Genomic DNA, 14,456 nt, shown 5'->3' with positions numbered 1-14,456 from the left:
TCAGGTCGGCCAGGTGTGAGTCACATACCCGGCCGTTTTTGAATCGAATATAAGTTGGATAAAGCGTGTCAAACATCGCGCCTTGAGTAGCGCAGCGCGCTCATTGACTTGCGCTTACACTTCACGCCGTTCAGCCACCAGCGCCAGGCTGCGATAGACGAGCCACGGCCCGAGAATTTGCAGCACGAAAATGGAACACATCACGATAGCCCGCAGTTGCGGATCGAAGTTCGGATACAGGTTGTAGGTGTCGTCGACGAGCAGATACGCGAGCGCCGACATCGGCGATAACGACAGACCGAGCGCCATCCCCTGCTTCCAGTTCAAGCCGCTCGGCTTGGCGAACGCCAGCACGCCGACCAGCTTAGCCACCAGGCGCGCAACAATCAGACCCAGTGCCGCGACGCCGCCAAGCGCGATGTCTTTCCATTCAAACGAAGTCAGCGTCAGCACGAACAAAATCACCGTCAGCAACCAGCCGGCCGTGCCGAAATGCTCCGGCCACAACTGCGGACGCGCCTCATGATTCTTCACAATGATGCCGGCGGCCAGCAACGCAAGAATGGTCGACAGCTTGAACAGATGCGCGACCGCAATGGCCAGCAGCACAAGACCGAACAGCGCGACGAACGAGTGCTCGTCCTGCATGTTCAAACGTCGATAGAAGAACGTGCAGGTGCGCGCGAGCAGATACGCGAGCACGAGCGAGCCGACCAGCAGATAAAGCGGTTGCAGGATGGTCGCAAATACGTTGCCGTAAATTTCCTGATGCAGCCAGCTCGACACGAGCTTTTCGATCACCACAGCATACATGCTGTTCAGCGCGGTCAAGGTCAACAAACGCTGGGTGACCTGGCCTTCCGCACGCAATTCTGTTTTCAACTGAATCACCATGGCCGGCGATGTCGCCATGGCGATCGCGGCGAGCACCGTTGCCACCATCAGCGGCACGTTCAGGAACAGCAAAACCGGCAATACGAGCGCGAATGTCAGCGTGGCCTCGGCGACGCTCGACAGAATCAGCCAGGGATTGCGACGGATCCAGCGCAAGTCGAGCCGGCTCCCGAGTTCGAACAACAGCAAACCGAGCGCGACATCGAGCAGCGGCCGCGCGGCGCTCGCGGAATCCGCATCGATCACGCCCGAACCGGCCGCGCCAGCAATCAGACCAATGACCGCATACCCGGAAATGCGCGGTAAACGCCACGCGCGATAGCAAAGCTCACCGCACAGACCGGCGGCGAGCAATGCGAGACCAGCCCAAAAAATGGCGTCGGGTGAAAGCGGCCAGGCTGGAAAAAATGAAAACGCCGAATTCATCGTGATGGGTTCTCCTTTGCAGCAACGGCAGACGACACGAACCGGCGCAAACACCGGCGAGCGAGTGGGCACATGACGCGCTCACTGTCGCGATCGCTTCGCGTGGCCAGCGTTGCGAGTTTTCAACGATCGGATGATCTGAATGCGCGGCAACAGCAAGGAAGCTGGCGCATTCGGGGTGCGGCCGTAGCAACCGGCACGGTGAAAGAACGCCGTCGACTTTGAATCAGATTCTGATTGAGCGGCACCGTTCCGTTTGCTGCGTGTGCCGCTGTAGAGACAAGGCACGACGCGGAAAAGAACGGCGATTGTGCCATAGCTTTTTCAGCCTCGACCGAAAAGGCGCGAACATGCTGGCAAAACGGTAAAAACGTACGGTATCTCGCCGACATGAGGAAAAACCGACCGTTTTGGCTGCGAATCCGGCCGTGCTACCGGCTAGTTTGAACGCGGCAGATGTGCTTTTCGGGACATCGTCGTGGAAGTTTTGCACGAGTTTAGGAGCGCTCGAGATCCGCCGACGGGCTCTCGTCCAGCCACGGTCTTTCTGTTTACAGGTTTACCGTATGTATACGTAGTAATAGTTAACAAGGTGCCTCGGTTTCTGTGGATAACTCCTGTTTACCGAAATGAATCATCAGTTTGCCGACGGCATAACAGGATGCACAGCATGTGCGGGAGCGGCGCGTATACAAGGGTAACTTTTTGCGCTTTTCGGCGGCGGCAAAGTTACCCCGTTTACGTCCACAACGGTTCCACACCAGTTGCACCGGTAAACGGCGTGGTTATCCACAACTCTCAGTGGATAACTTATCCGGCGAGCATGCTGGTTGGAGTCCGGAGTTAACCCACCGTCCCCTGACGCAGTGCGCGCAACAGGAAGCGCGCCGGGTCGATGTCTTCAGCCAGATCCCGTTCGAGCGGCCACGGTTCGCCTTCCAGTTGCGAGGCGATCAGTTCCGCGCCGAGCGCCGCCCATACGAGCCCGCGCGAACCGTACGCGAAAGCGCCGTACAGGCCGTCCGTGCGCGGCAGGTCGAGCGGCCATGCGCCACGCAGGCGCTGGGCATCGTGCGTTGCCTGCGCTTCGTCGGCGAGTTGGCCGATCATCGGCATGCGATCGCTGGTGACGCAGCGGAACGCGACACGCCCCGTCAGCGCCGCCGACTGAGCCCAAGCGACGACGCCAGCAAATGCCGGCAGCATCTGCGCGACGCGCTCCAGGTTCTCCAGATGGCCGGCCGCGCGCAGCAATGTGTCGGGGTCGTCGAGCTCGTAGGTGGCGCCGGTTAACGTGACGCCGTCTGCGAGCGGCACTGCGTAGCCTTCGCCGATCACCGGCATCTGAAGCGCTGGCTGCACCGTGCCGGCCGGCAGCAAAGTAAGTTGGCCGCGAATGCTGCGAGTCGGCGCATGCCGCAAACCGGCGATGCGCGCGGCATCGTGCGCGCTGGCGACGATCACCACCGGAGCTTGAGCGATGGCCTCGCCCGAGTTGTCGAACACGGTCCATTGACCGTCGGACCGTTCGATCCGTGCGACGTCCACACCGAAACGGCGCTCGAGTAGATGACCCGCCGCGGCGCACTGCGCAGCGCACAGCGACGCCGGGTCGATCCAGCCGCCGTGCGGAAAGAACCATCCGCCGCGCGCGAGCGGCATGCCGACGAGCCGCTGAGCTTCGTCCGGCGAGACAGGCGTCACGTAGTCGGACGGATAGCCGAATGTGGAGATCGCTTCGCTGATCGAGCGGGCTTCATCGTCGTCCGCGGCGATCTGCAGCAAGCCTTGGCCGCCGCGCAACGGCGTGTGACCGAGCCGCTCGAGCGCGGCCCAACGCCTGAGCGTATACAGAAAGCCGGCACGCGTGACGCGCGACGCGACGCTGTCGTCGCGCGAAATCATGGGATGGAACACGCCCGCCGGATTGCCCGATGCGTCCTGCGCCACCGAAGCGTGCCGCTCCAGCGACGTGACGCGCCAGCCGCGCGCGGCGAGCCGTTCGATCACCGCGCAGCCCGCAAGCCCCGCTCCGATCACTACCGCATGTCGTTCATCGACCGCGAGCGGCGCGGGCGGTTCATGACGCCGCACGCGCCAGCGCGGCGCGAAGTGGCCGACCAGCATCGCCCGCTTCCAGCCGAAGCCGTCCACCTTGCGGTATTCGAAGCCGCATTGCGTCAGCGCGCGTTTGATGTCGCCGGCGCTGCTGTAGGTGGCGAACGTGGCACCCTCGCCTGCCAGCCGCGCGAGCGCCTTGAAGATCGCCGGCGTCCACAGTTCGGGATTCTTGGCCGGCGCGAAGCCGTCGAGGTAAAACGCATCGGCGCGCAGCCTCAAGGCCGGCAAGCTCTCCTGCGCGTCGCCGAACACCAGCGTGAGCACGACGCGACCTTCATCGAATTCAAGCCGATGCATGCCGGGAACGAGCATCGGCCAGGCGTTCGCGAGGGCTTCCGCGAGGCCGGCAATCTCCGGATCGGAAATCGTCGCCGCGACCACCTTGCGTAAATCGGCGACGGTAAAGGGATGCTTCTCAGTCGACACGAAATGCAGCCGCTCGCAACGCGACGAATCTGCGCGCCATGCGGCCCAGGTCATCAGAAAGTTGATGCCCATGCCGAAGCCTGTTTCCAGCACCGTGAACACGCGGCGGCCCTGCCACCGGTCGGGCAGCGAATTGCCGCGCAGGAAAACGTAATGAGCCTGTTCGAGACCGCCTACGGCGCTGTGATAGATGTCGTCGTAAAGCGGCGAAAAAGGCGTGCCGTTGTCGCGAAAAGCGAGGACGGCGGGGATCAGCGGATCGGTCATGCGCGACGGAAAATGACGCTCGGAAAATGCCCCCAGAACCCGTCGCTTCGCGCCGGAGCCCCCGAGGGGTGAGGAAACTTGGAGCAGCCCGGCGTCGTCTCACACGCGGGTCGAACGTTACCGCCCGCGCGCGCAGCTCGCCGGTGGGCGAAAAAGACGCGCCGAACGTTGGCAAAAACCAACGTCAGGCCCCGTCCATACTGGGTTTCAGCCCTCGGTTGGGGGTCGTGGAGCGCAAAATTTGCGGTTTCCTTGCGATATCGACCCCGGAACCGCGTAATTCTTCGAAACCCTTATCCTGATTGGGTTTGCGCTGCGCTATCATAGCAAGCGCCGCGAAGGGAGCGGCAGCACGGCCGCCGGACAGTCATCTGTGCGGCGCCATTGGTCCGGAGGGGATCCGGAGCCGGCGCTGCTCGACGGCGCGGCCCGCGCACGTATAATCGGCGCGTTCGCGCTGTTCGTGTCAACCTAAACTCAGAAAGGAACCTTAATGAACAAACAGGAACTGATCGACGCCGTCGCAGGACAGACGGGCGCCAGCAAGGCTCAAACCGGTGAAACGCTGGACACGTTGCTTGAAGTGATCAAGAAGTCTGTGTCGAAGGGTGATGCGGTCCAGTTGATCGGCTTCGGCAGCTTCGGTTCGGGCAAGCGCGCAGCGCGTACGGGTCGTAACCCCAAGACCGGCGAAACTATCAAGATTCCGGCCGCCAAGACCGTCAAGTTCACGGCTGGTAAGGCGTTCAAAGACGCAGTCAACAAGCGCTAAGCAGACTACTGCCAGGCAGTTGACACCCGCCAACGGCGGGTTTTTTTTCGCCTGGGCATTGTGCAGAGGATGGCCGCAACGGGCGTCGCGGCTCGATTTCGCCGAGCGGCGAAGGCCGCTCACTCGTGACGATGCACGATTTCACCGTGGCCATGACCATCGTGATCGTGGTCGTCTTCGTCGAAGTCCCAGGCCGGGAATGGATCGGCGAACTGCTCCCATGCTTGCGGTCCCTGCGCGTATTCCTCGTCGGTCAGCAGACACGCGTCGAACTTCGCTTTCCAGACAGTGGGATCGATGCCGACGCCGATCATCACCAGCTCCTGGCGACGGTCGCCGATGCTCAGATCGTCCGGATCGCCGTACCAGTCCGCGGCAATTTCGGCGGCCAGCTCGTCGTCACCGTCGGGCCACTCGCTGCGATCCTGAGCCGCCCACCACATGCCCGCCGGACCGTGCCGGCAAGCACCGCCCGCTTGCGAGAGCGAACCGGCGATATCGTTACGCGTGGCAAGCCAGAAGAAACCTTTGCTGCGCAGCACGCCCTTCCACTCCTGATGCAGAAGCGCCCACAGGCGTTCCGGGTGAAACGGCCGGCGCGCCCGGTAAATGAAGTTGCCGATGCCGAACTCATCCGCTTCGCCCTGATGAGCATGGTCGTGCTCGTGGTCATGCTCATGATTGAGCGATGCCAGCCAGCCTGGCGCGCTTGCCGCCTCGTCGAAATCGAAGCGGCCGGTGTTCAGCACTTGCGCGAGCGGCACCTCGCCGAAACGGGCGACCACCTGCAGCGCGCGCGGATTGATCCGGGCGAGAATGCGTTGCAGGCGCGTGAGTTCGTCCGCGCTCACCAGATCGGCCTTGTTCACCACCAGCACATCGCAGAATTCGATCTGCTCGATCAGCAGTTCGACGAGCGTGCGATCGTCTTCCTCGGTCGCGGCGATGCCACGCTCGGCAAGCGCGTCGGCCGAACCGTAGTCGCGCAGGAAGTTGAACGCATCGACCACGGTCACCATCGTGTCGAGCCGGGCGACGTCGGAGAGCGACGCGCCTTCATCGTCGACGAAGCTGAAGGTCTCGGCGATCGGCATCGGCTCGGCCACGCCGGTCGATTCGATCAGGATCGCGTCGAAACGCTGCTCTCCGGCCAGACGCTTGATCTCGACCCGCAGATCGTCGCGCAGCGTGCAGCAGATGCAACCGTTCGACAACTCGACGAGTTGTTCCTCGACGTGAGAAAGCGCGGCGGCATCGCGCACGAGGGTCGCGTCGATATTGACGGCGGCCAGATCGTTGACGATCACGGCCACGCGCAAACCGGCGCGATTCGCGAGGATGTGATTCAGGAGCGTGGTCTTGCCGGCGCCCAGAAAACCGGAGAGCACGGTGACGGGCAATAGCGGCTGGTTCATTGCAGTACGGGAAAACTAGAGGTTTGGAAGGCGTGCCGGGCTGAGGGCGTATAATGCACACCGCAACCGGGCCGAGCCTCGAAGGCTGCACGAAGCCGCATTGTGCATCAAAACGGACGGAGGCCGCGTGACAGGCGGGATCAGCGCGCAGCCGGCATCAGATTCCACTTGCGCAGGATCGCGGCGATCTGCTGCGAGTACTTGTCCCGCAACGCCGGCGTCTCGGAGTGATAGGCGCCGATTGCCTGCCAGGTGTTGCCGTACTTGTTCATCTGGCGGCGCAGATGCCATGCCGCTATGTAGACGTTCTTGCACGGTTCCATCAACGTGCCCTGCGAGATGCCGTACTGTGCGAGCGTGGGCAGATGGATCGAATTGATCTGCATCACCCCGTAGTCGGTCGAGCCGTTCGCATTTTTATGCGTTGCGTCGGGGCGATTATGCGACTCCTGCCACGCGATGGCGCGCAGAATCAAGGGGTTGACCTTCTGGTACTTCGCTGCTTCATCAAAGCAATCGGCGCGTGCGGACCCTGCTGCTACCAGCATGGCAAGTCCTACGGCGACGGTGACGAAGCTTCGTTTCATCAGTCAAGACCACTAAGCAAAGGGCAAGAGTAAGGTTCGGTAAGGCATCGCATCGGCCATACTTCAGCCACTGACAGCCGCCGAGCCGCGCTGGCCGGGCGTTGGTCTGACATCGGGGTAAACCCGCGTCGGCAACTCGCAACCAGGGACTCGAACGGCTCGTATGATACCGGCAGGCGGACCCCCGTCAAGTTGGCTAACCGACATAAGAGAGCAGAAAACGAAGCGTTTTCGAGCTCATTCGTACGACTTTCCATTAGCTTTCAATTGTTTGACAACAGGTGGCGGTCTCTAGAGAAATCGCACGAGGCGGTTCGTTTTGTGACAAATCCGACATGAAAAACTGTTACTGTTCATTTTTTTCGGACATCGGACGGCGGGCAACGAGGACGATGATCGTCCGCGAGGCCGGCCGGCAGATCGACAGGGCGGCGGCCTGCTCCCATGTCCGCACTGCATGACCGTCGGCGGCTACGGCTGTCGGCATCGATACCCTATTCCATGAGAAGAAATCGTATGGCTTTGCGTCGCGTTGCAACGGCGCTGCTGGTGGCTGGCTTGATCACCGCGCAGACAGCACAGGCACAGGTGACACTCAACTTCGTCAACGCGGACATCGATCAGGTGGCCAAGGCGATTGGCGCGGCAACCGGCAAAACAATCATCGTCGATCCGCGCGTGAAAGGTCAGTTGAATCTCGTGTCGGAAAACGCGGTGCCTGAAGATCAGGCGCTGAAAACCTTGCAGTCCGCGTTGCGGATGCAGGGCTTCGCGCTCGTGCAGGATCACGGCGTACTGAAAGTCGTGCCCGAGGCCGACGCGAAGCTGCAAGGCGTGCCGACCTATGTCGGCAATACGCCTACGGCGCGCGGCGATCAGGTGGTCACGCAAGTGTTCGTGCTGAAGAACGAATCGGCCAACAATCTGTTGCCCGTGCTGCGTCCGCTCATCTCGCCGAACAATACCGTGGCGGCCTACCCAGCCAACAACACGATTGTAGTCACCGATTACGCCGACAACGTGCGGCGTATTGCCCAGATCATCCAGGGCGTGGATTCGGCGGCGGGCCAATCGGTATCGGTGGTGCAGCTGAAGAACGCCAACGCGATCGACATCGCCACGCAACTGAACAAGATGCTCGACCCCGGCTCGATCGGCAGCACCGACGCGACGCTGAAGGTGTCGGTCACCGCCGACCCGCGCACCAACTCGCTGCTGATCCGCGCGTCGAACGGCGCGCGTCTCGCGGCGGCGAAGCAGCTGGCGAAGGAACTCGATACGCCGACCACCATGCCCGGCAACATTCACGTCGTGCCGCTGCGTAATGCGGACGCGACGAAGCTCGCCAAGACCTTGCGCGGCATGTTCGGCAAAGGCGGCGGCGACAACTCGTCGGGCAACGCGAACGACGCGAATTCGTTCAACCAGAATAGCGGCGGCGGCCTGGGCGGCAACAATTCGACGGGCTCGTCGGGTACGCCACCGCTGCCGTCGGGCGGACTCGGCAACAGCTCGCTGTCTTCGCCGATGGGCGGCGGCAGCGGAGGCGGGTACGGCGCGGGCGGCAGCAACAATGCCGGCGGCCTGCTCGGCAACGACAAGGACAAGAGCGACGACAATCAGCAAGGCGGGATGATTCAGGCGGACTCCGCGACGAACTCGCTGATCATCACGGCGGCCGAGCCGGTGTACCGCAATCTGCGCGCGGTGATCGACCAGCTCGACGCACGGCGCGCGCAGGTTTATCTCGAGGCGTTAATTGTCGAATTGAACTCGAACACGGCCGGCAATCTCGGCATTCAGTGGCAGGTTGCGAACAACTCGATATTCGCCGGCACCAATCTGGCGACCGGCAGCGGCAACAGCATCATCAATCTGACGGCGGGGGCCGCAGCGGCCGGGGCCACCGGCGGTCTTGCTACCGCGCTCGCCACCCAACAGTTGCAGCAAGGGCTGAACATCGGCTGGATTCACAACATCTTCGGTGTGCAGGGACTCGGCGCGCTGCTGCAAGCGCTGTCGCAGACTGCCGACGCGAACGTGCTGTCCACGCCTAATCTCATCACGCTCGACAACGAGGAAGCGAAGATCGTCGTCGGTACCAACGTGCCGATCCAGACGGGTTCGTATTCGAACCTCACGAGCGCCACCGCGACGTCGGCGTTCAATACTTTCGACCGCGTCGACGTCGGCCTGACGCTGCACGTCAAGCCGCAGATCACCGATGGCGGCATTCTAAAGCTGCAGCTCTACACCGAAGACTCGGCGATCGTGACGGGCACGACCAACGCGACGACCAACCCGGCCGGCCCGGAATTCACCAAGCGGTCGATCCAGTCGACGGTGCTCGCCGATAACGGCGAGATCATCGTGCTGGGCGGCCTGATGCAGGACAACTACCAGGTGAGCAACAGCAAGGTGCCGCTGCTCGGCGATATTCCATGGATCGGGCAGTTGTTCCGCTCGGAACAGAAGACTCGCAACAAGACCAACCTGATGGTGTTCCTGCGCCCCGTGATCATCAACGATCGCGGTACCGCTCAGGCCGTGACGTCGAACCGCTACGACTACATTCAGGGCGTGCAGGGCGCGTACAAGCAGGACAACAACCTGATGAAGGACAACGACGATCCGGTGGTTCCGCCGATGCCGATTGGTCCGAGCCAAGGCGGTTCGCCCGCGATGAATCTGTTCGATCTCGACAAGATGCGCCGTCAGCAGCTGGCGCCGCCGCCGGCCAACGCTGGGCCGGCCACCGTCGGCCCGGCGCCGGCCACGAATGGCACTGTGCAGACCAATCCGGTCACTGTGGCGCCTTCCACGCAGAGCAGTCCGGCCACTGTGGCGCCTTCCACCGCGTCGCCTGGAGTGCGGCCGTGAGCACGCCGTCCACGCCGCCGTCAGCGTCTGCGTCGCCCGCAGCGGTGCGAGCCGGTGCCGCGACACAAGCCGCGGCGATGTCGCCCGCGAGTGTAACGGAGCATGCCGTGCGCGAGGCGCCTTCGGCCATCGCCGCGCGGCTCGTGCCCTACGGTTTTGCCCGTGCCGGCCAGATTCTGGTCGCGCATCAGCACGCGGACAGCCTCGAAGTCTGGATCAGCGAACGTACGAGCGATGCCGCGCTTTCCGAAGTGGCGCGCAACTTCGGCGCAGTGTCGATCGTACGTCTGCCCGCCGACGAGCTCACGCAGGCGATCAACCAGGCGTATGCGCGCCAGGACGGCAGCGCTGCGCAGGTGGTCGGCGAAGTGGAAGGCGAAGTCGATCTCTCGCGCCTCATGCAGGACATTCCCGAGGTCGAGGATCTGCTGGAGTCGGAAGACGACGCGCCGATCATCCGCATGATCAACGCGTTGCTCACGCAAGCGGCGCGCGAGCAGGCATCGGATATTCACATCGAGCCGTTCGAGACTTCTTCTGTGGTGCGCTTTCGCGTCGATGGCACGTTGCGCGACGTGGTGCGGCCGAAGAAAGCGCTGCACGGCGCGCTGATCTCGCGGATCAAGATCATGGCGCAGCTCGACATCGCCGAGAAGCGTTTGCCGCAGGACGGCCGTATCACGCTGCGCGTGGGCGGCCGCCCGGTCGACGTGCGCGTCTCGACGCTGCCGACCGGTCACGGCGAACGCGCGGTGCTGCGTCTGCTGGAAAAAGATGCGTCGCGCCTGAACCTCGAAGCGCTCGGCATGGGACCGGATACGCTCGGCAAGTTCGACAAGCTGATCGGCCGGCCGCACGGGATCGTGCTGGTGACCGGGCCGACCGGCTCCGGTAAAACGACCACGCTGTATGCGGCGATGTCGCGGCTCGAAACCGCGACCACCAACATCATGACGGTCGAAGATCCGATCGAATACGACCTGTCCGGCATCGGCCAGACGCAGGTCAACGAACGGATCGGCATGACCTTCGCGCGGGCGCTGCGCTCGATTCTGCGGCAGGACCCGGACGTCATCATGATCGGTGAAATCCGTGACCTGGAGACCGCGCAGATCGCGGTGCAGGCATCGCTGACGGGCCACCTCGTGCTGGCTACGCTGCACACCAACGACGCGGCATCCGCCGTGACCCGTTTGACCGACATGGGCGTGGAGCCGTATCTACTGGCGTCGTCGCTGCTCGGCGTGCTGGCGCAGCGGCTCGTGCGGCGACTGTGCCCGGTGTGCCGCGAAGAGCGTGTCGAAGAAGACGGCAGCGTGCGCTGGCATCCGGTCGGTTGCGACCGGTGCGGCCACTCCGGTTATGCGGGACGGCGCGGCGTCTACGAACTGCTGCTGATCGACGACAACATCCGTACGCTGGTTCACCGCAACGCAGCCGATGCGGAAATTCTCGCGGCCGGTCGTGCGCAAGGCATGCGCACGCTGCGTGAGGATGCGGACCGCTGGCTCGCTTCCGGGCTGACATCGCTCGAAGAAGTGATCCGCGTGACGGGCGGAGCATAAGCGCATGCCGGCATTTCGTTTCGAAGCGATCGACGCAGCGGGTAAGGCGCAAAAAGGCGTACTCGACGCGGACAGCGCGCGCGGCGCGCGGACCAATCTGCGTTCGCAAGGACTGACGCCGCTCGTCGTCGAACCGGCGGCCACGCGCACGCGCGGCGAGCGCAATCAACGGCTGTCGCTGGGGCGGCGTTTGTCGCAACGCGAGCAGGCGATCCTGACGCGCCAGCTCGCCAGCCTGCTGATTGCCGGCCTGCCGCTCGACGAAGCGCTCGCCGTGCTGACCGAGCAATCCGAGCGCGACTACATTCGCGAACTGATGGCGTCGATTCGCGCGGAAGTGCTCGGCGGCCATTCGCTGGCCAATGCGCTGACGCAGCATCCGAAAGACTTCCCCGAGATTTACCGCGCGCTGGTCGCGGCCGGTGAACATACCGGCAAGCTCGGTCTGGTGCTGTCGCGGCTTGCCGACTATATCGAGCAACGCAACGCGCTGAAGCAGAAGATCGTGCTCGCGTTCACCTACCCCGCCATCGTCACGCTGATCGCTTTCGGTATCGTCACGTTTCTGCTGAGCTACGTGGTGCCGCAAGTGGTGAACGTGTTCGCCAGCACCAAGCAGCAACTGCCCTTCCTCACCATCATGATGATGGCGCTCTCGGGCTTCGTGCGGCACTGGTGGTGGGCAATGTTGATCGGCGTGGTCGTGCTGGTGTATCTGGTGCGCTCGATTCTCAAGCAGCCCGGCCCGCGCCTCGCCTTCGACCGTTGGCTGCTTACTGCCCCGCTGCTCGGCAAACTCGTGCGCGGCTATAACACCGTGCGCTTTGCCAGCACGCTCGGCATTCTCACCGCGGCGGGCGTGCCGATTCTGCGCGCGCTGCAAGCCGCCGCCGAAACGCTCAGCAACAACGCGATGCGCGAGAACATCGACGATGCAATCGTGCGTGTGCGCGAAGGCACATCGCTGTCACGCGCGCTCGGCAACACGAAAACGTTCCCGCCCGTGCTGGTTCACCTGATCCGTTCGGGCGAAGCGACCGGCGACGTGACCACGATGCTCGACCGCGCGGCCGACGGCGAAGCGCGCGAGCTGGAACGTCGCACGATGTTCCTGACGAGTCTGCTCGAGCCGTTGCTGATTCTGGCGATGGGGGGCGTGGTGCTGGTGATCGTGCTGGCGGTGATGCTGCCGATCATCGAGTTGAACAACCTGGTGCAGTAAGGCTGGGAAAGAGACGGAATTGCGCGATGACCGGTGCGGTCACCGCGCAATCAGTTGAAATGAAGCGGTTGTGCGCCTGGCTTTAGCGCACGTAGATCGTCGGACCTGCTGGGTTGGCCGGCAGGAACACTTCGGAATGCGCGCCGTTGCGGTCGATGATGATCGAGCGGGCGCGGACTTCGGAGAGTTTGGTGCCTTGCATCAGCGCGCTGCCGAGCGACACGGCATGCGGCGGTTCGCCGCCCACGCTGACGATGGCCGCGGCGCCTTCCCGCAACGCGAGGATGCCGAACAGTCGCACGTCCTGGTTGGCGTTGCGCGTGAGCTGGCCGCCGAACAGCGTGGCAGCCTGCTCGGTCGAGATCTGCGCGTGCGCGGCGGCTGCGGGCAACGGGGCACCGGACATCGTGCTGAGCGTGATGACCCAGTAGGTCAACGTCGCGCAGAACACGGCGAACAGCGCGAGCGACAGAAGGCGGATTTGGATGGCGTTCATGCGCATCATTGTACGGACTATTGTGAAAATTGCGTGGGGTTGAAAAGCGCCCCGAACCTGGCGCATCGCGCCGGGCCCCCCGAGGGGTGAGCAAACTTGAGGCGGCCCGGCGTTTTCTCAGGGCCGTTCAACTGCATGACATTAAAATGACCGGCCGGGCGTGTTCAATGGCACCCTGATTGCCAAAACGCGAATCCCGCCCAGTCAAAATTTCACCTGAAAAGAGGTAGCAAGCTATGCAACTGTCGACCACTCGCCGTCATGACATCGCGGGTCCGCGCAGCCGTCGTCAACGTGGTTTCACGCTGATCGAAATCATGGTCGTGATCGCGATTCTGGGCATTCTGGCCGCGTTGATCGTGCCGAAGATCATGAGCCGTCCCGACGAGGCGCGCCGTGTCGCCGCCAAGCAGGACATCGGCACGGTGATGCAGGCGCTGAAGCTCTACCGTCTCGACAATGGCCGTTATCCGACGCAGGAGCAAGGCCTGCGCTCGCTGATCGAAAAGCCGAGCACGGACCCCGTGCCGACCAACTGGAAGGACGGTGGCTACCTCGAGCGTCTGCCGAACGATCCGTGGGGTAACGGTTACCAGTATCTGAATCCGGGTGTGCACGGCGAGATCGACGTGTTCAGCTACGGCGCGGACGGCAAGGCGGGCGGCGAAGGCAATGATGCCGACGTCGGCTCGTGGCAGTAGGCGCAAGGAGTCGGTGATTTTCATGCGCGCGGCGGGATTGAACCTCGCGCGTTCCTGTCGATGCATCGTCGTTTGATTTTGAGTTGATCGTTCGTGGCCGGCACTATGCGATTGTCCCCTTGCAAGTCCCGTGTGGACACGCCCTGTACGGCTTCATTGCCGCGCGTGGCGTGTGCCGGCGCGCGCCGTCGTGGCGTGCGCCGCTCGGGTGACGCGGGCACGCGCGGCGGCAAACGCGCGGCGGGTTTTACGCTGCTGGAAATGCTGGTGGTGCTGGTGATTGCGGGCTTGCTGGTGTCCTTGACCGCGTTGACGATGACACGCAATCCGCGCACCGATCTGAACGAGGAAGCGCAGCGTCTTGCGCTGCTGTTCGAATCGGCCGGCGACGAAGCGCAGGTGCGCGCGCGGCCGATCGCATGGCAACCGCTCGATGGCGGCTTTCGTTTCGACCTGCGCACCGAAGACGGCTGGCGTCCGCTGCGTGACGATCTGCTTGGGCCGCGTCGCTGGGAAGGCGGCGTGACCGGCGTGGCCATTAGCTATCCCGGTTCGGATGCGCAGCCCAGCCGTATCGTATTCGGCACCGAGGCGATCGACGTGCCCGTGCAGATCACGCTGTTTTCGGCAGCCGGGAGCGCGACGATCGTCGGCACCGGCAATGGCCGCTACGAGGTGCACTGA

11 protein-coding genes are annotated in these 14,456 nt (G+C 63.2%); 6 read left to right on the top strand and 5 right to left on the bottom strand.

Features of this window, described 5'->3' with window-relative positions; translation table 11 throughout:
- Nucleotides 1–114: 114 nt before the first annotated feature.
- Complete coding sequence (locus P0D80_RS14090; protein ID WP_132376505.1) at nucleotides 115–1,320, bottom strand: cation:proton antiporter; 1,206 nt, start codon at nucleotides 1,318–1,320, stop codon at nucleotides 115–117.
- Between the two features lie 843 nt (nucleotides 1,321–2,163).
- The gene (gene mnmC / locus P0D80_RS14085; protein ID WP_408284627.1) at nucleotides 2,164–4,134 is read right to left on the bottom strand and encodes a bifunctional tRNA (5-methylaminomethyl-2-thiouridine)(34)-methyltransferase MnmC2/FAD-dependent 5-carboxymethylaminomethyl-2-thiouridine(34) oxidoreductase MnmC1; all 1,971 of its coding nucleotides are present in this window, start codon (nucleotides 4,132–4,134) and stop codon (nucleotides 2,164–2,166) included.
- A gap of 493 nt (nucleotides 4,135–4,627) precedes the next feature.
- Between mnmC and P0D80_RS14080 the strand changes: the two genes are divergently transcribed.
- Complete coding sequence (locus P0D80_RS14080) at nucleotides 4,628–4,906, top strand: HU family DNA-binding protein (RefSeq protein ID WP_006050811.1); 279 nt, start codon at nucleotides 4,628–4,630, stop codon at nucleotides 4,904–4,906.
- 119 nt (nucleotides 4,907–5,025) lie between these two features.
- On the opposite strand, the gene P0D80_RS14075 is transcribed toward P0D80_RS14080, so the two are convergent.
- Both P0D80_RS14075 and P0D80_RS14070 read right to left on the bottom strand, forming a co-directional pair.
- Nucleotides 5,026–6,321 (bottom strand): GTP-binding protein, encoded by a 1,296-nt coding sequence (locus P0D80_RS14075; protein WP_408284625.1) that lies wholly within the window; start codon nucleotides 6,319–6,321, stop codon nucleotides 5,026–5,028.
- Between the two features lie 140 nt (nucleotides 6,322–6,461).
- On the bottom strand, nucleotides 6,462–6,908 hold the full coding sequence (locus P0D80_RS14070) for a lytic transglycosylase domain-containing protein (protein WP_408284623.1): 447 nt from the start codon (nucleotides 6,906–6,908) through the stop codon (nucleotides 6,462–6,464).
- 516 nt (nucleotides 6,909–7,424) lie between these two features.
- Between P0D80_RS14070 and gspD the strand changes: the two genes are divergently transcribed.
- Genes gspD through gspF form a run of 3 tightly spaced genes read left to right on the top strand, consistent with a single transcriptional unit; the run spans nucleotide 7,425 to nucleotide 12,575 of the window.
- Nucleotides 7,425–9,788, top strand: coding sequence for a type II secretion system secretin GspD (gene gspD, locus P0D80_RS14065; RefSeq protein ID WP_408284621.1), 2,364 nt, complete (start codon nucleotides 7,425–7,427; stop codon nucleotides 9,786–9,788).
- A complete protein-coding gene (gene gspE / locus P0D80_RS14060) occupies nucleotides 9,785–11,353 on the top strand; it encodes a type II secretion system ATPase GspE (RefSeq protein WP_408284620.1) in 1,569 nt (522 codons plus the stop codon). The genes gspD and gspE overlap by 4 nt, the downstream gene beginning before the upstream one ends.
- A 4-nt stretch (nucleotides 11,354–11,357) precedes the next feature.
- Nucleotides 11,358–12,575, top strand: coding sequence for a type II secretion system inner membrane protein GspF (gene gspF, locus P0D80_RS14055; RefSeq protein ID WP_408284618.1), 1,218 nt, complete (start codon nucleotides 11,358–11,360; stop codon nucleotides 12,573–12,575).
- A gap of 82 nt (nucleotides 12,576–12,657) precedes the next feature.
- On the opposite strand, the gene P0D80_RS14050 is transcribed toward gspF, so the two are convergent.
- Nucleotides 12,658–13,071 carry a general secretion pathway protein GspC gene (locus tag P0D80_RS14050; protein ID WP_132376498.1) on the bottom strand — a complete coding sequence of 138 codons (414 nt, stop codon included), beginning with the start codon at nucleotides 13,069–13,071 and terminating at the stop codon, nucleotides 12,658–12,660.
- A gap of 236 nt (nucleotides 13,072–13,307) precedes the next feature.
- On the opposite strand from P0D80_RS14050, the gene gspG reads away from it, so the two are divergent.
- Both gspG and P0D80_RS14040 read left to right on the top strand, forming a co-directional pair.
- Nucleotides 13,308–13,772 carry a type II secretion system major pseudopilin GspG gene (gene gspG / locus P0D80_RS14045; RefSeq protein ID WP_132376497.1) on the top strand — a complete coding sequence of 155 codons (465 nt, stop codon included), beginning with the start codon at nucleotides 13,308–13,310 and terminating at the stop codon, nucleotides 13,770–13,772.
- 105 nt (nucleotides 13,773–13,877) lie between these two features.
- On the top strand, nucleotides 13,878–14,456 hold the full coding sequence (locus P0D80_RS14040; RefSeq protein WP_408284615.1) for a GspH/FimT family pseudopilin: 579 nt from the start codon (nucleotides 13,878–13,880) through the stop codon (nucleotides 14,454–14,456).

The sequence above is a fragment of the Paraburkholderia sp. RL17-373-BIF-A genome (assembly GCF_046030175.1).
Classification (GTDB): domain Bacteria; phylum Pseudomonadota; class Gammaproteobacteria; order Burkholderiales; family Burkholderiaceae; genus Paraburkholderia.
This window is presented reverse-complemented; position numbering and strand designations above follow the sequence as displayed.